A 20,393-nucleotide genomic window follows, 5' to 3' on the forward strand; every position below is an offset into this window, starting at 1 on the left:
CGCATCGATCCTTCCCGCCTGGTGTTCATTGACGAGACCTGGACCAAGACCAATATGGCGCCGCTCAGAGGATGGGCGCCGCGCGACCGAGCTGCGCCAGCACGGAACTGAGAGGTAGAAAGAGCGCAGTTGCGTCTGGGTTTCGCCTGACGCCTTCTCCGAACACCTCAGCCGCTTGTTTCAGATCGCCCATTGCAAAAAGCGCCATTCCACGAGCGAGAACGTAGTGGCTTGGATAGTTCGGATTGAGCCGCATGGCGGTCGCGACGAAATTCAGCGCTTCGGCGGGTTCGCCTGAGATCGTCAGCGCCCAAGCCATTCCGATGTGTGCCTCGGGGTCGTTGGGATCCAATGCAATCGCTCGACCCGCATTCCTGCGTGCATCTTCGGCCAGGCCTTGATAAACGTCGCGCAATGCCTCGACCGTGTAAGACAGTGACGTTGGATATTTCTTGGCCAGCTCTGCGTAATCGTGAGCTCCCCACCAGAAATATGGTTCGTCCCTACCGAGTTCTTTACCCCAGAGCGAGTCAACGACGCGGAAGTAGGCCATCGCCAGAGCGGCATAAGCGCGCCCATATTCGGGATCAAGTTCGGTTGCTTTTTTCAAGGAAGTGATGGCGGCAGCTGTGTCCTTGGCGTTGTAACGGAGATAAAGGCTCCAACCCTCTTCGAAAGCTTCCTTGGCTTCGATATTGTCCGGCTTGGCGCGGGCAATTTCCGTTTTTTCGGTGATGGTGAGATTGACCTTCAACGCTTCGACGATCTTTGCGACCCCTGGACCGCAAAAATATCGGCGACGTTTCCATCGAACCTGTCCGCCCACACATGCCCGCCGGTGAGGGCATCAATGAGCTGGGCGTTGACTCGCACCTGCTCGCCGGCTCGCCGTACGCTTCCCTCGAGAACGTAACGCACGCCAAGTTCTTCGGCGACCTGGCTGATTTTTACCGGCTTGCCGCGGTAAATGAATGTCGAGTTTCGCGCGATCACGAAGAGGCCGGAAACCTTGGAAAGGTCGGTGATCAAGTCATCGGTCATGCCGTCGGCGAAGTACTCCTGGCCGGCGTCGCTCGAGATGTTGGTGAATGGCAATACAGCGATCGATGGCTTGTCAGGTAGCGGGAGCGCCATTCTTTCCCTGGAGGCCACCTCGACCGGCGGACCTGAACCGTCGCCGAGCACGTTCCAAAGCGCTACACCTCCGGCGATCAGGATCAGCGCCGTCGCCGCGACTGTCAGCCGGCGCCATTCGATATGATGTTTGCGTTTTGCTGGAACTGCTCAGGACGCGGCGCGTGTCCGCGGGCTCACCCGATACAGGCGAACAGGTTTTTCGATGTTCTTGAGTTGTTGTTCACCCAAAAACTCGAACTCAAAATCCAGCTTTCTCTCGACCTGATCGAATGCCGTTCCAGAAATCAGGACGCCCCCGGGTTCGGCCAGTCCTTCCAGTCTCGCCGCGACATTCACGCCGTCGCCATAGATGTCCTGCCCTTCGACAATCACATCGCCAAGGTTTACGCCAATGCGGAATTCGAGCTGTCTTTCCTTCGGCAGTTCGGCGTTGCACTCCGCCATAGTCCGCTGGATTTCGACGGCGCAACCGACCGCGTCGACCACGCTGGAGAATTCTATCAGCGCGCCGTCGCCCATGAGCTTCACGATGCGCCCCTTATGAGCGGTGATCTTCGGATCGATCAGGTTCTCGCGGGTGCTCTTCAGGCGCGCGAGGGTATCCGCCTCATCGGCTTCCATAAGGCGGCTGTAGCCAACGATGTCAGCGGCAAATATCGCCGCAAGCCTGCGCTCCATGGAGGTTTTCCGGCGCTGGGCAACTGCTTCCATGATCATAGAGTATCGCTTCGGAGCCTAGTGCTGCTCTGGTCGGCTTTGGGTCAGGAACGCTGGTTGGGGTGAGCGTCGGCCATCGGCAGCGAAATGGGCTGATGAAGGTCACCGATGGGTCATGGGCGTGAATTCGGCCGGTCGCGAACGACCTTCGCCAAGGAATCATCTTCCGCGCTTCCGCACCGGCGCTGAGTGTCAGATTTTCCACTAGAACCACATATCGCGCACGCGGCGACCATCGCGCGGCAGGTCCTCGAACTTATGGAGACCATCGAAATGGTCGATTAGAAGGTCGGCGACGGTGTCTGGCGGCGCAAGCCTCCCATTGACGGCGATCCGAGTGCGACCGGCGGCACTTGATCGCAAGCCACGCCAGGCCAGAACGCTGGCGCATGTCGGACAGAACAGAATCTCGAGCGACGGAGCATCCTTTCCGGCACGCGTATAAGAAATTGTCGGTCCCGCAATGCGGATGCGTTCGTCAACATAATCGTAAGCCCAAAGCGCGCCATAGCGGCGGCAAAGCGTGCAATTGCAGGCTGTGATCGAGCCGCGATCGCCCTCCAACGTCCAGTGGGCCGCGCCACAATGGGAGGTTCCGGTCAGCATTCGTCCTCCTTCACGTTCTGGCAGCAAATCGGCATATCGTTCCCAACAGTGTGCCGGACGTGGTGCGATATTCAACAAGTTGTGGCGCAGCCTGATGCGCTCGCCGCTTTCGCAAGATGTTCGTTGTCTTCCCCAATATCCTTGCCTTCGTGACAGGCTTTCGCCATGAAGGCCGATGAACTCCCCTTTGCCAGCCAGCACACGCCAGCGGCTCGACGAACTTCTCGTCGCGCGCGGCCTGTTCCCCAGCCGCTCTCGCGCCCGCGACGCGATCGAGCGCGGTACCGTGACGGTCGATGGCGTCATCGCCCGCAAACCCGGCCAGACCGTCCTGGCTGATTGCCTCATAGCCGTTGATGATCCGGCGCAGGGTTACGTGTCGCGTGCTGCGCTGAAGCTGATCGCCGGGCTCGATCATTTCGGTCTCGATCCAGCCGGCAGCGAAGCGCTCGACGTCGGCGCCTCGACCGGAGGCTTCACTCAAGTGCTGCTCGAACGCGGCGCAGCCCATGTCACGGCGATCGATGTCGGGCATGGCCAGATACATCCGGATATCGCTGGCGATCCGCGTGTGACGGTGATCGAGGGATTGAACGCCCGTGATCTTTCGGCCGCCGATCTCGCCGACCGCATTCCGGATTTTATCGTCTCCGATGTCAGCTTCATCTCGTTGAAACTGGCGCTGCCGCCGGCGCTCGCCATTGCCAGGAGCGGCGCCAGAGCAATATTTCTGGTCAAGCCGCAATTCGAGGCGGGCCGCGAGGCGATCGGCAAGGGCGGCTTGCTGAAAGATCCATACGATGCCGCGCGGGTTGCCGGCCTGCTGCAGGATTGGCTCGACGGCGTCCCCGGCTGGCGCTCGCTGGGACTGCATCTGTCGCCGATCGAAGGTGGCGATGGCAACCGCGAGTTCCTGCTCGCCGGGATCAAGGATGCCGGAGTGAAGAAGGGCGGGATTGGAAGCCGATGAACGCGCGCTTCACGATCACCAGGCTGGGCTCCCAGGGCGACGGCGTCGCCGAGACCGAAACCGGCGAGCTTTTCATTCCGTTCACGCTGCCCGGTGAAACCGTCGCCGCCGCGCGTGAAAGGGATCGCGCCACGCTGATATCGGTGTTGGAGGCTTCGCCGCTTCGCATCGACCCTGCCTGTCGGCATTTCACCGAATGCGGCGGCTGCGCCATCCAGCATCTTGAAGCCGAGGCCTATCATCGGTGGAAGCGCGACAAGGTTGCGCATGCGCTCAATAGCAAGGGTATCACTTGCGAAATTGACGCGCTGGTTCCGTGCGCGCCGCAGACGCGCCGGCGCGTCGTGTACACCGCCCGGCGCAGCGAGGCCGGCATGCTGCTCGGCTTCGTTCGGGCGCTGTCGTCCGAAATCATTTCCATCGAAGAATGCCCGATCTCGCTGCCCGAGATCGTTGCAAAGCTCGACCGGCTGAGAGCACTTGCCGAACTGGTTTGCGCTACGACGAAATCGTTCCGCATGACGGTCACGGCGACCGGTTCCGGCCTTGATGTCGCGGTTCACGAATCCGGCAAGCTTGGCGAAAACCAGCGCCGTGTCGCCTCCAATTTCGTCATCGCTCAGGGGCTGGCAAGGCTTTCGATCGATGGCGAGATCATCATTGAGCCCAAAAAGCCGGTTGTCACGTTCGGTGGCGTCGCTGTCGCGGTGCCGCCGGGCGCCTTCCTGCAGGCCACCGAGGCCGCCGAGCAGACGATGGCGGACATCGTCGGCCGGCACCTCGCGCGCGCCAAAAAGGTCGCCGATCTCTTCGCCGGCTGCGGCAGCTTTGCGCTACGTCTCGCAGCGAAGTCGGAAATTCATGCGGTGGAGGGCGACGCGGCAGCGCTTTCGGCGCTTGACCGGGCGTTCCGTTTCGCCAGCGGTCTCAAGCGGGTGACTAGCGAGCGCCGCGACCTGTTCCGGCGGCCGCTCACTTTCAAGGAGCTGAATGCCTTCGATGGCGTCGTTTTCGATCCGCCCCGCGCTGGCGCCGAGGACCAGTCGAAGCAGATCGCTCGCTCCGACGTGCCGTTTGTCGCTGCGGTTTCCTGCAATCCGGTGACGCTGGCGCGCGACCTGCGCATCCTCATGGATGGTGGCTATGCTCTGAAAAGCGTGACGCCGATCGACCAGTTCCTGTGGTCGCAGCACATCGAGGCTGTCGCGCTATTGGAGAAGCCGAAGCGAAGGCGATAGGCTGGCAGGAATGCAGGTTGGCATCCGTTGAGCTTGAATTGCGCCTCGATTGAGCATATTTTGATGAGGTGTTGTCAAAACGAGGTAGGAAATCGCCATGGCAGTAGCCCTCGACATTCCAGCGTCGCGCTTCGGCGAGGAGCGCACGCCGTTTCTCTCGGCAAGGCGGGTCGCCGAACTGCTCGGCGTCAATCTGACCGAACTGGCGGGCCTGATCGGCGTCGCGCGCAACACGCTTGCCGCCAAGACCGGCGCGCGCAAGGTCGACGCCGCATTGAGTCCGATTGTCCGTATCCTGGCGATGGCAGGCGAGATGGCCGGCGATGAACAGCGTGCGGCGATCTGGTTCAAGCATCAGCCAATCCCCGGCTGGGCGGGAAAGACCGCCTACGATCTCGTTCGAGAGGGCAAAACGGACAAGGTGCTTGCCTATCTGGAGGCAGTCCGCTCCGGCATCTATGCCTGAAACGAGGCTCAGCCTATGGCGTGCCTTCGTACCCCGTTGGGCGCATCTGCCGCTTTCCGGCGAAGGAGCGGCCCGCTTTGGCGGTCGTTGGAATCCGGTAGGCACGCCGACGATCTATGCCGCGCGGGAATTGTCCACGGCTTGGGCGGAGTACAATCAGGGCTTTGTCCAGCATCCGGCGCTGATTGCGCAGCTCGAACTTTCAGGCGCGCGGCTGGCCGATCTGACGGACGCTGACGTGCTGACCAAGCTCGGCGTGACGGCAGACATTCACCGATGTGAATGGCGCGACATCATGGATCAAGGCTCGGTCCCTGAGACGCACACGCTGAGAGATCGCCTGCTTGCCGATGGGCAGCATGGCGTGATCTACCCCTCCTTCATGTCGCCGGGCGGCACATGCGTCGCGCTGTGGCAGTGGAACGAGAGCAACGCACCCCGTCTGAAGGTCATCGATCCCGACCATCGCTTGCCGAAAACCCCAGCTTCGTGGCTGTAGGGCAGTTCGAACCTGACCGGGAGACGGCTATGCTTCTTGCACGCCCTCATATCCGGCCGCCTTTGCGGCCTTGACGAACTTTCGGTCAAAAGTCACGAAGCCGGCGCAGTGAGCGGACTTGCCCAGATGCAGAGCATCAGCGAAATCGAATCCCTTTTCCGAGAGGTCGAGCGCGGACGACACGACCGCTCCGTCTTCCACCTCCACCGTGGGGAGCCCACTAAATGCCCGTAGCGTGCGGGCGATTTCGAGCGGCGCAAAACCATAGGCGCTGCGCAACACCCACTCGATCTCCAAGATCACCGTGACGCCGACAAAGACCGGTTGGCCGTCGATCAGCGCCCGGGCGCGGGGAGACTGCTTGGGATGATCGCCCGTCAGGTAACGGACGATGAGGTTGGTATCAATCGCGAGCATGCCGTCGCCGCGCTTCGGCGAGCACACCCGCGTCCATTTCTTCCAATGTCTTCGCCCTACCTTTATGGGGCAAGGATCCAAACACGTCTTCTGGCCGCGTCTCGGCGAAGACCGGCGCAGGCTTCAGTAGCACGCCCTCCGGAATATCTTCGACTAGAAGGCGTGTGCCGGCGCCCCATTCCCTTCGTTTCCGGATCGCGCTGGGCAGGATGACCTGCCCCTTCGTCGAAACAGTGGTTGTGAGCTTTTCTGAAGCAGCCATAACGGCTTATCCTCTAGTGTAAGACGATCGTAAGATAGCTGGAGATCGCGCCGACTTCAAGGCTCTGAAGCCGAGACTGTGATGTTTAGCCGGCATCTGCAGGAGTGCGTCCCACGAAGACGGGCATGACTTCGGTGCCACTTGTGGACGTCTATCAATCACAGCACCTGGAAAGGTGACTCTGGCGGTTGCCGCTACCCCTACAGTCACTTGCCGAGGTGGGCGGCAGCGGCGGAGAGGGCCGGTTTTTCGCGACCCCAATAGCTGGCGCGCCGATCTCAGACCCTTGTGCCGCCGACCGTCATCTGGTTCATCCTGAGATGCGGCTGGCCGACGCCGACTGGCACGCCCTGGCCGGCCTTGCCGCACATGCCGATGCCAGAGTCGAGCTTCATGTCGTTGCCGATCATCGAAACTCGATGCATGGCATCGGGCCCATTGCCGATCAGCATGGCGCCCTTGATCGGCTGCGTCACCTTGCCGTTCTCGATCATGTAGGCCTCCGTGCAGCCGAACACGAATTTGCCCGAGGTGATGTCGACCTGGCCGCCGCCGAAGGAGACGGCATAGATGCCGTTCTTGACCGAGGCGATGATTTCGTCCGGCTCCATGTCGCCTGACGTCATGTAGGTGTTGGTCATGCGCGGCATCGGCTGGTGGGCGTAGCCTTCGCGCCTTCCGTTGCCGGTGGCGTTCATGCCCATCAGCCGGGCGTTCTGGCGGTCCTGCATGTAGCCGACAAGCTTGCCGTCGTCGATCAGCACGTTGCGCGCCGACGGCGTGCCTTCGTCATCGACGGTCAGCGAGCCGCGCCGTTCGGCGATGGTGCCGTCGTCGACGACGGTGACACCTTTCGCTGCCACCTGCTGGCCCATCAGCCCGGCGAAGGCCGATGTTTTCTTGCGGTTGAAGTCGCCTTCCAGCCCGTGGCCGACGGCCTCGTGCAGCATCACGCCCGGCCAGCCGCTGGACAGCACGATGTCGAAGGTGCCGGCCGGCGCCGGGATGGCCTCGAGATTGACCAGCGCTTGCCGCAGCGCTTCCTTAGCGGCGTGCTTCCAGCTCTCCTCGACCAGGAATTCGCCAAAGCCTTTGCGTCCGCCCATGCCGTAGGAGCCGCTCTCCTGGCGGTCGCCATTGCCGACCACCACCGACACGTTGATCCTGACCAGCGGGCGAATGTCGCGCACCATCTGGCCGTCGGCCCGCACGATCTCGACATGCTGCCAGGAGGCGGCGAGCGATGCCGTCACCTGTCGCACCCGCGGATCCTCGGCTCGCAGCCACGCATCGATTTCCTGAAGGAGTTTGGCCTTGGCCTCGAAGGAGGGCGAGGGGATCGGGTTCTCGTCGCCGTAGAGATGGCGGTTGGTGCGGGCGGGAGCCGCAGCAAGCGTGCCGGAGTAGCCGCTCTTGACCGTTGATACGGCGTCGGCCGCGCGCAGCAGCGATGCTTCCGAAAGGTCGCTGGAATGCGCGTAGCCACTCGCTTCGCCAGCGACCGCGCGCAGGCCAAAGCCTTGGTCAGTGTTGAAATTGGCGGTCTTCAGCCGGCCATTGTCGAACATCAGCGCTTCGCTCTCGCTGTATTCGAGGAACAGCTCGCCGTCGTCGGCGCCGTTGATGGTCTCGGCGACGATCTGTTTGATGCGATCGTCGGAAATGTCGAATTGGCCGATGAGGCTGTTCATGGCAGGTCCGTCCGTGGAAAGAGATTGTCCTCACGATGTAGGCGCGAAGGTGCGCCCAGACAATCGGCAATGACCATTGTCATCGCTAAAGGCCGGTCACAATCTCTTTTCGTTGGTAGGATTTTAGATTCTGACCGGATCAAGGCAGGGCGGCGAAACCGTCGGCGAAACCCTTGAGCTCGACTGGAATGCCGATGCCTTCCTCCGGCGTCTGGAAGACGATGAAGGTGGCTGACGTTCCGGTCTTCAGCGTGTCGAGCAGCGGCTTTTCGAGAATGACCTCGGCATAGCAGCCGTCCTGGAAGCAGCGCACGAAATAGGCGCGGCCGATATCCTTGCCGTCGACATTGAGGCCGAGCCCGTTGGGCAGCAGCACGCCGAGCGGCGCCAGCACGCGCAGGATTTCGGCCTTGTTATCGGCGGTGCGCAGCACGACGACGGAAAGCCCCATCTCGGGACGGTCCTCGGCGACGACGTTCTGCATCATCACGCATTGTTCTGATTTGGCGCCGGCCGGAGTGTCGCAGATGATCGACCACGCGCCATGCGTCGACCGCACCTTGCCGCTTGGCTGTGCGGCATTGGCCTGGCCGATGCCAAACAAGCCAACGCCAGAGAGGGCAACGCCAGACACGGCAGCGACAAGGATGACCTTCGCCAAGCTTCTCGAAAGCGCGAGTCTCGAAAGCCCAAGTCTCCAAAGCCAAGAGTTCATGACGGGCTCCATTGCGAATCACGGCACTTTAAGCCGCGCCAAGGGATGAGACCACTGCCGGCCTGCCTCGACCAAGGCAATTGTGCGCTTTTCCGTGCCAAATTCGCCCGAATTGCGACCGGCCGGCGCATTTTGCCAGGACACTCCGCCGCTCGGGCTTCCGCGATCCGCCACCGCCGCGGCCGCCGCCGAAATGCGCAGCCGCGCTTGCGCGCAAAAATGCCGCACGGTTTCCTCCGCTCCTTTCTTGCAGAGGCAAATAGAGTATGGTTTGAACCAGCCTCGGGACTGTCCGGGATTCCCGTCCCGGCGTCGTTCGATATTCTTGCGGTCCGATCGCGAGGAACTGGGAGATAATGACGGCAATGAGAAAATTCCTAGCAGGCGCCAAATTTCTGACAAGCGCTTGGGCTGCCGCCACACTGTTCACTGGTGCATCCGCCCACGCGGCCCAGCCTTCGCCGTGGGAGGTGACCTTCCAGCCCGCCGCCACCGACATGATGCGGCAGATCGCCTGGTTCGAGCACTATACGCTGTGGTTCATCGTACCGATCACGCTCTTCGTGCTCGCCCTTATCGCCTATTGCATCTTGAAGTTCCGCGCGAGCATCAACCCGATCCCGTCGCGCACCAGCCACAACACGCTGATCGAGGTGATCTGGACGGTTGGGCCGGTCGTCGTCCTGCTTATGCTCGCCATCCCCTCGTTCCAGCTTTTGACCGCGCAATACACACCGCCGGAGGAAGCCAAGTTGACCGTTAAAGCGACGGGAAACCAGTGGAACTGGGACTACGAATACCAGACCGAAAACACGCTTTCCTTCAACTCCGCGATCCTGGCGGATTCTGACCGCGCGGCGGCCGGTAAGGAGGATCGCGGCGTTTATCCGCGCCTGCTCGCCGTCGACAACGAGATGGTGGTGCCGGTCAACACCATGACCCGAGTGCTGGTGACGGCGGCGGACGTGATCCACGCCTTTGCCATGCCGTCCTTCGGCATCAAGACCGACGCGGTTCCGGGCCGTATCAACGAGGTCTGGTTCAAGGCGGAAAAGGAAGGCCTCTATTACGGCCAGTGTTCGGAGCTCTGCGGCAAGGACCACGCCTTCATGCCGATCGCAATCCGCGTCGTCTCCGACGCCCAGTACAAGACCTGGCTGGCGGCAGCCGGCACCGACCTTCCCGGCGCCAACAAGGCGCTGATGGCCGAGGTCGACGGCAAAGACAAGGTAGCGGCCGCCGGCAACTGATGCCGCGACCAGAAAAGATCAGGGAACGGAGCCGAACATGGCAGACGCTGCAGCTCACGACCACGACCACAAGCCGTATCATGGCTGGGTCCGGTGGGTGTATTCGACCAACCACAAGGACATCGGTACGCTCTATCTGATCTTCGCGATCATGGCGGGCTGCGTCGGCGGTGCCCTTTCAGTCGTCATGCGCATGGAACTGCAGGAGCCGGGGATCCAGATTTTCACCGGCCTGGCGCAGATGGTCTACGGCTTGAATGCCGACGCCGCGCTCGACGGCGGCAAGAGCATGTACAACGCCTTTACCACCGCGCATGCGCTGATCATGATCTTCTTCATGGTCATGCCGGCGCTGATCGGCGGCTTCGCCAACTGGATGGTGCCGATCATGATCGGCGCGCCCGACATGGCTTTCCCGCGCATGAACAACGTTTCGTTCTGGTTGCTGCCACCGGCTTTCATCCTGCTGATCATTTCGGCCTTCGTGCCGAGCGCGCCTGGCGCCTACGGCGTCGGCGGCGGCTGGACGATCTATCCGCCGCTATCGACATCGGGCCAGCCGGGACCGGCGATGGACCTTGCAATCCTGTCGCTGCACATCGCCGGCGCCTCATCGATCCTCGGCGCCATCAATTTCATCACCACCATCTTCAACATGCGCGCACCCGGCATGACGCTGCACAAGATGCCGCTGTTCGCCTGGTCCGTGCTGATCACCGCTTTCCTGCTGCTGTTGTCGCTTCCGGTTCTGGCCGGTGGCATCACCATGCTTTTGACCGATCGCAACTTCGGCACCACCTTCTTCGCGCCGGACGGCGGCGGCGATCCGATCCTGTTCCAGCACCTGTTCTGGTTCTTCGGGCACCCGGAAGTCTACATCCTGATCCTGCCGGGCTTCGGCATCGTCAGCCACATCGTCTCGACCTTCTCGAAGAAGCCCATCTTCGGCTACCTCGGCATGGCCTATGCCATGGTCGCGATCGGTGCGGTCGGCTTCATCGTCTGGGCGCACCACATGTACACGACCGGCCTGTCGCTCGACACGCAGCGTTATTTCGTCTTCGCCACGATGGTTATCGCGGTGCCGACGGGCGTGAAGATATTCTCGTGGATCGCCACCATGTGGGGCGGGTCGATCTCGCTCAAGACCCCGATGCTGTGGGCGATCGGCTTCATCTTCCTATTCACCGTCGGCGGCGTTACCGGCGTCCAGCTTGCCAATGCCGGTCTCGACCGCCCGCTGCACGACACCTACTACGTGGTCGCGCATTTCCATTATGTGCTGTCGCTGGGCGCGGTCTTTGCCATCTTCGCCGGCTGGTACTACTGGTTCCCGAAGATGACCGGCTACATGTATTCGCCGGTGATCGCCAACACCCACTTCTGGGTCACCTTCGTCGGCGTCAATCTCGTCTTCTTCCCGCAGCATTTCCTCGGCCTCTCCGGCATGCCGCGCCGCTACATCGACTATCCGGATGCGTTTGCCGGCTGGAACATGGTGTCGTCCTACGGCTCGTATATTTCCGCCGTCGGCGTGGTCATCTTCCTCTACGGCGTGTTCGAGGCGTTCCAGAAGAAGCGGGTTGCCGGCGCCAACCCATGGGGCGAGGGTGCGACGACGCTCGAATGGCAGCTGCCTTCGCCGCCGCCCTTCCACCAGTGGGAACAGTTGCCGAAGATCAAATAGGCTTCTGCCTGGGCGAATACGGAACCGCCGGTCCGCTCGGCGGTTTTGGCCAACGGAATGATGGACTTTAAGTACGCATGGCCCTTGTCGACGACACATTGACTGACGAACCGGGCTTTCGCATGTCGGAAGCGACGGCGGACGATTTCTTCGCCCTGTTGAAGCCGCGCGTTATGTCGCTGGTGGTGTTCACCGCTTTTGTCGGCCTGGTCGCGGCACCTGTGACCATCAATCCGCTGCTGGCGGTGATTGCTATCCTGGCTATCGCCATTGGTGCTGGCGCGTCCGGCGCGCTCAACATGTGGTATGACGCCGATATCGATGCAGTGATGACCAGGACCGCCGGTCGTCCGGTGCCGGCCGGCCGCATCCGGCCAGGCGAGGCGCTGAGTTTCGGCCTGGTGCTGTCGGTGCTGTCGGTGATGACGCTAGGCGTGCTGGTCAACTGGCTGTCGGCGACGCTGCTGGCCTTCACCATCTTCTTCTATGCGGTTGTCTACACGATGTGGCTGAAGCGCTGGACGCCGCAGAACATTGTTATCGGCGGTGCAGCCGGCGCCATTCCGCCGGTGATCGGCTGGGCCGCAGTGACCGGAACGGTCAGCCTGGAAAGCGTCGTCCTGTTCCTGATCATCTTTTTGTGGACGCCGCCGCATTTCTGGGCGCTCGCTCTCTTCAAGTCCGAGGACTATGCCAGGGCCGGCATTCCGATGATGCCGAATGTCGCCGGCCAGGCTTCGACCCGACGCCAGATCTTTGCCTACGCGCTGATCCTTGCGCCGGTTGGCGTGCTGCCATGGGCGCTCGGATTCACCACGCCAGCCTATGGCATCGCTGCGGTGCTGCTTGGCGCCGGCTTCGTCTGGTATGCGTGGAAGGTGCTGCAGATGGCGGACGACGACCATGTGATGAAGCCGGCTAAGGCATTGTTCGGTTACTCGCTGCTCTACCTCTTCGCCATCTTCGCCATCTATCTTGCCGACTGCGTTGTCGGGCGCGCGCTGGCGGGCGGAGCATGACCATGGCCGACAAGAAGCTTGAACTCGTCACGCTGACCGAGCGCCAGCAGAAGGCTCGGCGCAACCGCTCGGTAGCCATCGGCCTGGCGCTGGCGGTGCTTGTCGTCATCTTCTATATCGCGACCGTCGTGAAGTTCGGTCACAACCTCACCGGAACGATGTGAGGCTTAAGATGAACCGCCAAACAGTGACCCAACCTCAAAAGAAGAACACCAACCGCATCGTCGCCGGCGTCTGCATCGCCTTTTTTGGCGGCATGATCGGCATGGCCTATGCGGCGGTGCCGCTCTACGCGATGTTCTGCCAGGCGACCGGTTACGGCGGCACCGTGAAACGCGCAACGCAGCAATATGCCGACCGCGTGCTCGACCGCGATATCACCATTCGTTTCGATGCCAACACTGCCGGCGTGCCCTGGCAGTTCGAGCCTGTCGCCCGCTCGGTCACCATCAAGATAGGCGAGACGGCGCAGGCGCATTATAGCGCGACCAACAAGTTCGTCCGCGCAACCACCGCCCGCGCGACCTTCAACGTGCAACCGGAACTGGCGGGATCTTATTTCAACAAGGTCGAGTGCTTCTGCTTTAACGACACAACGTTGAAGCCTGGCGAGACGCTGGACATGCCGGTCGTGTTCTATGTAGATCCCGACATCGTCAATGCGCCGGAACTGAAGGACCTGAAGACGATTACCCTGTCCTACACGATGTTCCCGGTCGAGAAGAACGAGAAGAACAAACCGGTCGCGTCGTCGGCGCCGGCCGAAGGCACAAGCAACAAAGTTTCACATACCGAACGAAGCCTCGGGGGTTGATATGGCAGACGCGCACGCAAAACCACAACATGACTACCATCTCGTCGACCCGAGCCCGTGGCCGTTCCTAGGCTCAGTCGGCGCACTGGTCACCGCGATCGGCGGCGTCTGTTACATGCAGTATCTCAAGGGCGGCGATTTCCCGATCTTCGGCTTCAACATCGCCAATCCCTGGCTGTTCTACATCGGCCTCTTGATCGTCATCTACACCATGTACGCCTGGTGGTCGGACACCATCAAGGAAGCGCATGAAGGCCACCACACGCGTGTCGTGTCGCTGCATCTGCGCTACGGCATGATCATGTTCATCGCTTCGGAGGTGATGTTCTTCGTCGCCTGGTTCTGGGCTTTCTTCGACGCCAGCCTGTTTCCCGGCGAGGCACAGCAATACGCCCGCGCCGCCTTCACCGGTGGTGTCTGGCCGCCGAAGGGCCTCGAGGTCCTCGACCCCTTCCACCTGCCGCTCTACAACACCGTCATTCTGCTTCTGTCGGGCACTACGGTGACCTGGGCGCACCACGCGCTCATTCATGGCGACCGCAAGGGGCTGATCAACGGCCTGGTTCTGACCGTCGGTCTCGGCATGCTGTTCACCATGGTACAAGCTTACGAGTACATGCACGCGCCGTTCGGCTTCAGGGATTCGATCTACGGCGCCACCTTCTTCATGGCGACCGGCTTCCATGGCTTCCACGTCATCATCGGCACCATCTTCCTATTGGTCTGTCTGGTCCGCGCGATGAAGGGCGATTTCACGCCCAAGCAGCATTTCGGCTTCGAGGCGGCCGCCTGGTACTGGCACTTCGTCGACGTGGTGTGGCTGTTCCTGTTCGCGTCGATCTATGTCTGGGCCTCGAGCGGCGCGGTGATCGAAGGTCACTGAAATCTTCTTCAGGAAATCGATGAGGCGGCTGCGGCGACGTGGCCGCCTTATCTTTTGGGGTGAAGGGCACTAAGGTATCGCAATGAGCGACGATAAGGCGATCTGGCCACCGATCGATCCGATTTCGGCCGGCCTGCACGGCCGCTGCCCGCGCTGTGGCGAGGGACGGCTGTTTTTCGGTTTTCTCACCGTCGGCAAACGTTGCGCCCATTGCGGCCTCGACTATTCCTACGCCGATGCCGGCGACGGGCCGGCGGTGTTCGTCATTCTGATCATCGGCTTCATCCTCGTCGGGCTGGCGCTGTGGATGGAGGTGACGCTGAACCCGCCGCTCTGGCTGCATCTCGTGTTGTGGATACCGCCGGCGCTGGTGCTTTGCCTGGGCGCGCTCAGGCTGATCAAGGGGGTGCTCTTGACGCTGCAATACCGCAGCAAGGCGGCAGAGGGCAGGCTGGACCTCGGCCAATGAGCACGACATCGGGTTCAGTCAAAGGCCGTTCGCGGCCGAAGACGGCATTGCTGCTTGGCCTCGGCCTCGTGCTGTTCTTCATCCTTCTGGCGCTCGGCACCTGGCAGGTCCAGCGCCTGTACTGGAAAGAGGGTCTTCTCCAGACCATCGGCCAGCGCACGCATTCCGCACCTGTGCCGTTGGCCGAGGTCGAAAAGCGGTTCGCCGCCACCGGCGATGTGGATTACACGCCGGTGACGGCATCAGGCACATTCCTGCATCAAGGCGAGCGACATTTCTTCGCGACTTGGGAGGGCCAGTCCGGTTTCGATGTCTTCACACCATTGCATCTGGAGGACGGCCGCTTCGTCCTGATCAATCGCGGCTTCGTACCGTACGATCTCAAGGACGCGGCCAAGCGCCCGCAAAGCCAGGGTGCGGGCCAGGTAACGGTGACGGGGCTCGCCCGCAATCCGCTGCCGGCAAAGCCCTCGATGATGCTTCCCGACAATGATCCGCAAAAGAACATCTTCTACTGGAAGGATCGCGATGCCATGGCGGCCAGCGCTGGTCTGCCGGCCGGCACGGGGCTGGTGCCATTCTTCATCGACGCCGACGCCACGCCGAACCCGGGTGGGCTGCCGGTCGGCGGCGTGACCGTCATCGACCTGCCGAACAACCATCTGCAATACGCCGTAACCTGGTACGGCCTTGCCGCTGCCCTTGCCGGCGTCCTCATCTTCATGCTTCGCCACCCGCCGAAAGACGCATCGGCCCGAAAATCGGAATCGATTTTCGGAAAGCACGAGGCGTAGATTAAAAGTGTTAGAGCGTACTTTGTGCGTCCATACGGACGCACGTCGCTCTAATGATCGCCACCGGCGCTCTTGACAGGGTAGGGGTGCGCACCTCATTTCGCGCCTTGAGTTCAAGACTTGAGTTCACGCTACGACCAACCGGCCGGGAATCATGCTTCACACGACCACAAAGCCGCCGCTGACGATAAGGCTCTGCCAGCCCAGGGGCTTCTGCGCCGGCGTCGACCGCGCCATCCAGATTGTCGTGCTGGCGCTGAAGAAATACGGCGCGCCGGTCTATGTCCGCCATGAGATCGTACACAATCGCTACGTCGTCGAGGGCCTGCAAAGCCTCGGTGCGGTGTTCATCGAGGAGCTCTCCGAGATACCGGCGGAGCATCGCCAGAGCCCGGTCGTCTTTTCGGCGCATGGCGTGCCGAAGTCGGTGCCGGCGGACGCCCAGGCGCGTAACCTCTTCTATCTCGACGCCACCTGCCCGCTGGTTTCGAAGGTCCACAAGCAGGCGATGCGCCATCAGCGGCTGGGCCGCCACGTACTTCTGATCGGCCATGCCGGCCACCCGGAAGTGATCGGCACGATGGGGCAATTGCCGGACGGCGCCGTCACCCTGATCGAGACCGAAGCCGACGCCGCGAAATTGGTGCCTGCCGACCCGCAGGCACTCGGTTTCGTCACCCAGACGACGCTCTCGGTCGAGGACACCGCCGGCATCATCCGCGTGCTTAAGGATCGTTTTCCCGATTTGCATGCGGCGGCGGCGGAATCGATCTGCTATGCCACCACTAACCGCCAGGAAGCGGTCAAGGAGACCGCCGCCGGTGCCGATCTCTTCCTGATCGTCGGCGCCCCCAATTCCTCCAATTCGCGGCGTCTTGTCGAAGTGGCCGAACGCGCCGGGGCCTCAATGTCACTCCTAGTACAGCGCGCCTCCGAAATTCCGTGGACAGATATCGCCGGCATCTCGACGCTCGGTCTGTCGGCAGGCGCGTCGGCGCCGGAAATCATCGTCGACGAGATCATCGATGCATTCCGGCAGCGCTTCAACGTGACGATCGAGCTGGCGGTGACGGCGACGGAGACCGAGGATTTTCCGGTGATGCGGGTCCTGCGCGACGTCGAACTGACGGCGGCCGACATGGCCTTCGTCAACGGAGCCGCGTGAAGAGCCCATGGCGGTCTACACCGACGTCAACGAAGGCGAGCTCGGCGCGTTCCTGAAGGCCTATCCGGTCGGCGATCTCCTATCCTACAAGGGCATCGCAGAAGGCACCGAGAACTCGAATTTCCTGCTGCACACGACCAGCGGCTCCTACATCCTGACGCTCTACGAAAAGCGCGTCGACAAGGCCGACCTGCCGTTCTTCCTCGGCCTCATGGGTCACCTTGCGAGGAAGGGCATTTCCTGCCCGCTTCCGGTGACGGCGCATGATGGCGACGTCATCGGAACACTTGCCGGCCGGCCGGCGGTCATCATCACCTTCCTCGAAGGCCTTTCGCTGCGGCGGCCGACATCAGCGCATTGCGGCGAGGTCGGCAAGGCGCTGGCGGCACTGCATCTTGCCGGCGCCGACTTTCCAATGACCCGTCCGAATGCTCTTGCCATCGATGGCTGGCGCAAGCTGTGGAGCGCCGCTCGCCCTCGCGCCGACGAGGTCGAGCCGGAATTGGCGGCCGAGGTCGATGCCGACTTCGCCGATTTCGAGCGGAACTGGCCCAAAGACCTGCCGGAGGGCATCATCCATGCCGATCTTTTCCCCGACAATGTGTTCTTCCTCGGCGAGAAATTGTCCGGGCTGATCGACTTCTATTTCGCCTGCAACGATCTCTACGCCTACGATGTCGCGACCTGCCTCAACGCCTGGTGCTTCGAGAAGGATTTTTCCTTCAACCTGACCAAGGGCACGGCGCTGCTTGCCGGCTACCAGAGCGTGCGGCCCTTGAGCGGCGACGAGAAAGCCGCGCTGCCTATCCTGGCACGCGGCTCGGCACTGCGTTTTATGCTGACCCGGCTTTACGACTGGCTGACCGTTGCCAACGGCGGGCTGGTCATCAAACGCGATCCGACCGAATACATCCGCAGGATGCGTTTCCATCGGGCGATCAAATCTCCTTCCGAATATGGACTGACATGACCAAGCGCGTTGAAATCTTCACCGATGGTGCCTGTTCGGGCAATCCGGGGCCTGGCGGCTGGGGGGCGGTCCTGCGCTTCAACGGCGTCACGAAGGAACTGTCGGGCGGCGAGGCTGCTACCACCAACAACCGCATGGAACTTTTGGCCGCCATCTCGGCGCTCAATGCGCTGAAGGAACCCTGTGCCGTCGATCTTTATACCGACAGCAACTATGTCAAGGACGGCATTTTCAGCTGGATCGACGGCTGGAAGCGCAACGGCTGGAAGACCGCCGCCAGGCAACCGGTGAAGAATGCCGAACTGTGGCAGGCACTCGACGAGGCGCGCAACCGTCATCAGGTCGTCTGGCACTGGGTCAAGGGCCATGCCGGCCATCCAGAGAATGAGCGTGCCGACGAGCTGGCGCGGCTCGGCATGGCGCCGTTCAAGAACAAGACGGCTAGGCCCGCGCCCGTTTCGGCCAAGGAAAACGGCCAAGCCAGGCAGCCGGCAGCCAAGAAAGTGCGCCGCTCGACCCAGAGCTACTAACCAGTCTGGTCCGCCGTATTCAGCGGATCAGCAGCGCCGTGCCGAAAAGTCCGAGCGCGAACACAGCATGCGAGACGAGGTTGAGGGCGCGGATCTGCATAGGGTTGGGGCGCTTTGATGCGGCCCAGCCGGCGCCCATGCCGGGCGCCAGCAGGAACCAGCCGGCGCCCACGGTGACGATGCCGAGGACGAAGGCCGGCAGGAAGGTCGGCGCGGCCAGCCACGCCGCTCCCGCCAAAACGGCCAGAATGATGCCGTAGACGATGCCGACAAAATAGTGGAAGGCCCAGCCGAGCGCCGATTCATGCGCGTAGGGTACTGCCTCGCCGATATCGTCGTGGAATACCTTGCCGTCCTTGATGTGCCAGACCCAGCGGCCGACCAATCCCCAGTTCGGCCGCGGCTGAGCAAACACCGTGTTCAGGAAAATCGCCCAGAGGTCCGTGAGCGCCGTGGCGCCGATGCCGATCGCCACAGCGCGCCAGAAGATATCAAACATCATTGAGGTCCCCCCAAAGCAAGGAACTCCGAAGAGCTAGCGCACGAGTCCGAAAACCGGAACCGGTTTTTGTTGGGAATCATGCGGCTCAGAAGTCTTGGAGCGTTCTTTGGCAACTTTGGCCTATGCTGTCGCCAAAACGGAAAGCTGTCCGAGAATGTGAGCCGCACCGGATTCATCAACGCCAGGCTTTGTCTCGACATTGAGCGCGGCGACCTTGCCGTCGTCGACGATCATCGAAAACCGCTTCGAACGTAGCCCCATGCCACCGCCGGAAAGGTCGGCGTCGAGACCGATCGACTTGACAAAATCGCCATTGCCGTCGGCAAGATAAAGGAGCTTGCCTTCACCGCCGCTGAAGCGGGCCCAGGCGCCCATGACGTGAACATCGTTGACGGCGACGACGGCGATGGTGTCAACGCCGCGCGCCAGGATAGCGTCGTAATTATCCAGATAGCCGGGCAGATGGTTGTTGCTGCAGGTCGGCGTGAAAGCGCCGGGAACGGCGAACAGCACCACCTTCATTCCCGAGAAGATCTCGGCCGTCGTGATCGCTTTTGCGCCGTCGGCAGTCATCGTCTTGAAGGTCGCCTGGGGCAGCTTGTCGCCAACTGCAATCATCATCGTGGTCCTCGTTTGACAAATGGAAGGGAGTGTCCTTGCGATAGCGAACTCAGCCGTTCCCCGCAACCGTCGGGAAGCTTGGAGCAAAAGGATGTTCGACCTGAACATCCTTTTGCTAGGGATCAAGGGAACGGCAGCAGGCCTTCGACCGCGCCGGCTGCAGTTGTCAGCGTGTAATAAAGTCCGCCATCTGTCGGCGTCGTCGTCGGTCTGTCGAGGATCGGCACGGAAAACACCAGCCTGCCGTCCTTTTCGCTGCGGGCCGGCACGCCGAACATGTAGTCCCGCTCACCGGCGACGAAGAAATCCGCTGCTTCGGGATTGCCCGGAAAGCTCGCCTCGACAATCAGTGTCTCGCGGTCGCCCGGCAGGATCCGGACGCCAAAATCGGGTCTTGCGGGAGCAGGCAGGGTTGCAAGAGCCGCCTTCACCAACGCGGCGTCTTCGACATTGTCCGGATCGGAGTTGGGATCCATGGTTAGCTTCGTCTGCACCGGGATGCAGATCGTCTCGCAAATGCCGAGAAAGATATCGGCATCGATGACTGCCGGCTCGTTCGTCGCCGACAGCGTGAATGTCACCGGCAGCGAAACCGGATGGTCATAGCCGGCCCATTTGCCGTAGCCGTCGTCGTGGCGCTGGGGCGGCGGAAACGAAAACGTCGCGTTAGCAATGTTGGTGCTGGCCGAGATATCGATTTGCGGCGGCACGCCCGCGTCGCCCGGATCGCGCCAGTAGGTTTTCCAGCCAGGCTTGAGCGCAATATCGAGGACGCCACGGATGCGCCCGGCTTCGTCGGGCTTGCCGCTGGTCACAAGCCGCACGTTGCCGCCTTCGCTATTGTACCAGGTCGACGAGGAGGCTGCGGCAGGGAGGCCGGTTCCACATCCAACAGCGGCGCTGAGCAGCAGGACTTTCAAGCTTTGCATGGCGGTGATTTGAGCGTCCGTTCATGGCTGCGCAATGACTTC

26 protein-coding genes are annotated in these 20,393 nt (G+C 61.8%); 15 read left to right on the plus strand and 11 right to left on the minus strand.

All coding sequences use genetic code 11. The annotated features are described in order from the left end of the window. Nucleotides 1–64 precede the first annotated feature (64 nt). From NKH36_RS30865 to NKH36_RS30880, 4 genes are all read right to left on the minus strand, one after another. Entirely contained in the window at nucleotides 65–553 is a 489-nt protein-coding gene (locus NKH36_RS30865; RefSeq protein WP_352964999.1) for a tetratricopeptide repeat protein, read from the minus strand. Between the two features lie 197 nt (nucleotides 554–750). Further along, nucleotides 751–1,134 (minus strand): hypothetical protein, encoded by a 384-nt coding sequence (locus NKH36_RS30870; protein ID WP_352964942.1) that lies wholly within the window; start codon nucleotides 1,132–1,134, stop codon nucleotides 751–753. Between the two features lie 150 nt (nucleotides 1,135–1,284). Further along, nucleotides 1,285–1,854 (minus strand): adenylate/guanylate cyclase domain-containing protein, encoded by a 570-nt coding sequence (locus NKH36_RS30875; RefSeq protein ID WP_352964944.1) that lies wholly within the window; start codon nucleotides 1,852–1,854, stop codon nucleotides 1,285–1,287. A 204-nt stretch (nucleotides 1,855–2,058) separates the two neighbouring features. Beyond that, a complete protein-coding gene (locus NKH36_RS30880) occupies nucleotides 2,059–2,460 on the minus strand; it encodes a GFA family protein (RefSeq protein ID WP_352964946.1) in 402 nt (133 codons plus the stop codon). A 175-nt stretch (nucleotides 2,461–2,635) separates the two neighbouring features. Between NKH36_RS30880 and NKH36_RS30885 the strand changes: the two genes are divergently transcribed. From NKH36_RS30885 to NKH36_RS30900, 4 genes are all read left to right on the plus strand, one after another. Continuing rightward, complete coding sequence (locus NKH36_RS30885) at nucleotides 2,636–3,430, plus strand: TlyA family RNA methyltransferase (RefSeq protein WP_352964948.1); 795 nt, start codon at nucleotides 2,636–2,638, stop codon at nucleotides 3,428–3,430. Then, nucleotides 3,427–4,668, plus strand: coding sequence for a class I SAM-dependent RNA methyltransferase (locus tag NKH36_RS30890; protein WP_352964950.1), 1,242 nt, complete (start codon nucleotides 3,427–3,429; stop codon nucleotides 4,666–4,668). The genes NKH36_RS30885 and NKH36_RS30890 overlap by 4 nt, the downstream gene beginning before the upstream one ends. 97 nt (nucleotides 4,669–4,765) lie before the next feature. After that, nucleotides 4,766–5,134, plus strand: coding sequence for an antitoxin Xre/MbcA/ParS toxin-binding domain-containing protein (locus tag NKH36_RS30895; RefSeq protein WP_352964952.1), 369 nt, complete (start codon nucleotides 4,766–4,768; stop codon nucleotides 5,132–5,134). Further along, nucleotides 5,127–5,633, plus strand: a complete 507-nt coding sequence (locus NKH36_RS30900) for an RES family NAD+ phosphorylase (protein WP_352964955.1) — start codon at nucleotides 5,127–5,129, stop codon at nucleotides 5,631–5,633. The genes NKH36_RS30895 and NKH36_RS30900 overlap by 8 nt, the downstream gene beginning before the upstream one ends. Before the next feature lie 27 nt (nucleotides 5,634–5,660). Here NKH36_RS30900 and NKH36_RS30905 read toward each other — a convergent pair whose 3' ends face one another. The 4 genes from NKH36_RS30905 to NKH36_RS30920 form a co-directional block, all read right to left on the minus strand. Further along, entirely contained in the window at nucleotides 5,661–6,050 is a 390-nt protein-coding gene (locus NKH36_RS30905; RefSeq protein WP_352964957.1) for a type II toxin-antitoxin system VapC family toxin, read from the minus strand. Beyond that, nucleotides 6,037–6,312: an AbrB/MazE/SpoVT family DNA-binding domain-containing protein gene (locus tag NKH36_RS30910; RefSeq protein ID WP_352964959.1), complete on the minus strand. Its 276-nt coding sequence runs from the start codon at nucleotides 6,310–6,312 to the stop codon at nucleotides 6,037–6,039. The genes NKH36_RS30905 and NKH36_RS30910 overlap by 14 nt, the downstream gene beginning before the upstream one ends. Before the next feature lie 278 nt (nucleotides 6,313–6,590). Next, nucleotides 6,591–8,003: a metalloprotease TldD gene (gene tldD, locus NKH36_RS30915; protein ID WP_352964961.1), complete on the minus strand. Its 1,413-nt coding sequence runs from the start codon at nucleotides 8,001–8,003 to the stop codon at nucleotides 6,591–6,593. Nucleotides 8,004–8,142: 139 nt separating this feature from the next. Continuing rightward, entirely contained in the window at nucleotides 8,143–8,718 is a 576-nt protein-coding gene (locus NKH36_RS30920) for an invasion associated locus B family protein (RefSeq protein WP_352964963.1), read from the minus strand. Nucleotides 8,719–9,083: 365 nt separating this feature from the next. On the opposite strand from NKH36_RS30920, the gene coxB reads away from it, so the two are divergent. From coxB to rnhA, 11 genes are all read left to right on the plus strand, one after another. After that, nucleotides 9,084–9,968 (plus strand): cytochrome c oxidase subunit II, encoded by an 885-nt coding sequence (gene coxB, locus NKH36_RS30925; RefSeq protein WP_352964965.1) that lies wholly within the window; start codon nucleotides 9,084–9,086, stop codon nucleotides 9,966–9,968. A 37-nt stretch (nucleotides 9,969–10,005) separates the two neighbouring features. Continuing rightward, nucleotides 10,006–11,655, plus strand: a complete 1,650-nt coding sequence (ctaD, locus tag NKH36_RS30930) for a cytochrome c oxidase subunit I (protein WP_254018901.1) — start codon at nucleotides 10,006–10,008, stop codon at nucleotides 11,653–11,655. Nucleotides 11,656–11,732: 77 nt separating this feature from the next. Continuing rightward, the gene (locus NKH36_RS30935) at nucleotides 11,733–12,674 is read left to right on the plus strand and encodes a heme o synthase (RefSeq protein WP_352964967.1); all 942 of its coding nucleotides are present in this window, start codon (nucleotides 11,733–11,735) and stop codon (nucleotides 12,672–12,674) included. Then, nucleotides 12,671–12,838, plus strand: coding sequence for a cytochrome c oxidase system small membrane protein (locus NKH36_RS30940; protein WP_023799323.1), 168 nt, complete (start codon nucleotides 12,671–12,673; stop codon nucleotides 12,836–12,838). The genes NKH36_RS30935 and NKH36_RS30940 overlap by 4 nt, the downstream gene beginning before the upstream one ends. A gap of 8 nt (nucleotides 12,839–12,846) precedes the next feature. Beyond that, nucleotides 12,847–13,488 carry a cytochrome c oxidase assembly protein gene (locus tag NKH36_RS30945; RefSeq protein ID WP_352964969.1) on the plus strand — a complete coding sequence of 214 codons (642 nt, stop codon included), beginning with the start codon at nucleotides 12,847–12,849 and terminating at the stop codon, nucleotides 13,486–13,488. A gap of 1 nt (nucleotide 13,489) precedes the next feature. Continuing rightward, entirely contained in the window at nucleotides 13,490–14,371 is an 882-nt protein-coding gene (locus tag NKH36_RS30950) for a cytochrome c oxidase subunit 3 (RefSeq protein WP_128284965.1), read from the plus strand. An 82-nt stretch (nucleotides 14,372–14,453) separates the two neighbouring features. Beyond that, entirely contained in the window at nucleotides 14,454–14,840 is a 387-nt protein-coding gene (locus NKH36_RS30955; protein ID WP_352964971.1) for a DUF983 domain-containing protein, read from the plus strand. Then, entirely contained in the window at nucleotides 14,837–15,634 is a 798-nt protein-coding gene (locus NKH36_RS30960) for an SURF1 family protein (protein WP_352964973.1), read from the plus strand. The genes NKH36_RS30955 and NKH36_RS30960 overlap by 4 nt, the downstream gene beginning before the upstream one ends. A 154-nt stretch (nucleotides 15,635–15,788) precedes the next feature. Continuing rightward, entirely contained in the window at nucleotides 15,789–16,799 is a 1,011-nt protein-coding gene (gene ispH / locus NKH36_RS30965) for a 4-hydroxy-3-methylbut-2-enyl diphosphate reductase (RefSeq protein ID WP_352965787.1), read from the plus strand. 7 nt (nucleotides 16,800–16,806) lie between these two features. Then, on the plus strand, nucleotides 16,807–17,769 hold the full coding sequence (locus NKH36_RS30970) for a homoserine kinase (RefSeq protein ID WP_352964977.1): 963 nt from the start codon (nucleotides 16,807–16,809) through the stop codon (nucleotides 17,767–17,769). After that, nucleotides 17,766–18,299, plus strand: a complete 534-nt coding sequence (gene rnhA / locus NKH36_RS30975) for a ribonuclease HI (RefSeq protein WP_352964978.1) — start codon at nucleotides 17,766–17,768, stop codon at nucleotides 18,297–18,299. The genes NKH36_RS30970 and rnhA overlap by 4 nt, the downstream gene beginning before the upstream one ends. A gap of 19 nt (nucleotides 18,300–18,318) precedes the next feature. On the opposite strand, the gene NKH36_RS30980 is transcribed toward rnhA, so the two are convergent. The 3 genes from NKH36_RS30980 to NKH36_RS30990 form a co-directional block, all read right to left on the minus strand. Further along, nucleotides 18,319–18,798: a DUF2938 domain-containing protein gene (locus NKH36_RS30980; RefSeq protein ID WP_352965001.1), complete on the minus strand. Its 480-nt coding sequence runs from the start codon at nucleotides 18,796–18,798 to the stop codon at nucleotides 18,319–18,321. A gap of 123 nt (nucleotides 18,799–18,921) precedes the next feature. Beyond that, nucleotides 18,922–19,422: a peroxiredoxin gene (locus NKH36_RS30985; RefSeq protein ID WP_352964980.1), complete on the minus strand. Its 501-nt coding sequence runs from the start codon at nucleotides 19,420–19,422 to the stop codon at nucleotides 18,922–18,924. 122 nt (nucleotides 19,423–19,544) lie between these two features. Then, on the minus strand, nucleotides 19,545–20,351 hold the full coding sequence (locus NKH36_RS30990) for a protein-disulfide reductase DsbD domain-containing protein (RefSeq protein WP_352964982.1): 807 nt from the start codon (nucleotides 20,349–20,351) through the stop codon (nucleotides 19,545–19,547). Between the last annotated feature and the right edge of the window lie 42 nt (nucleotides 20,352–20,393).

This window comes from Mesorhizobium sp. M1312 (genome assembly GCF_040318115.1).
Classification (GTDB): Bacteria; Pseudomonadota; Alphaproteobacteria; order Rhizobiales; family Rhizobiaceae; genus Mesorhizobium.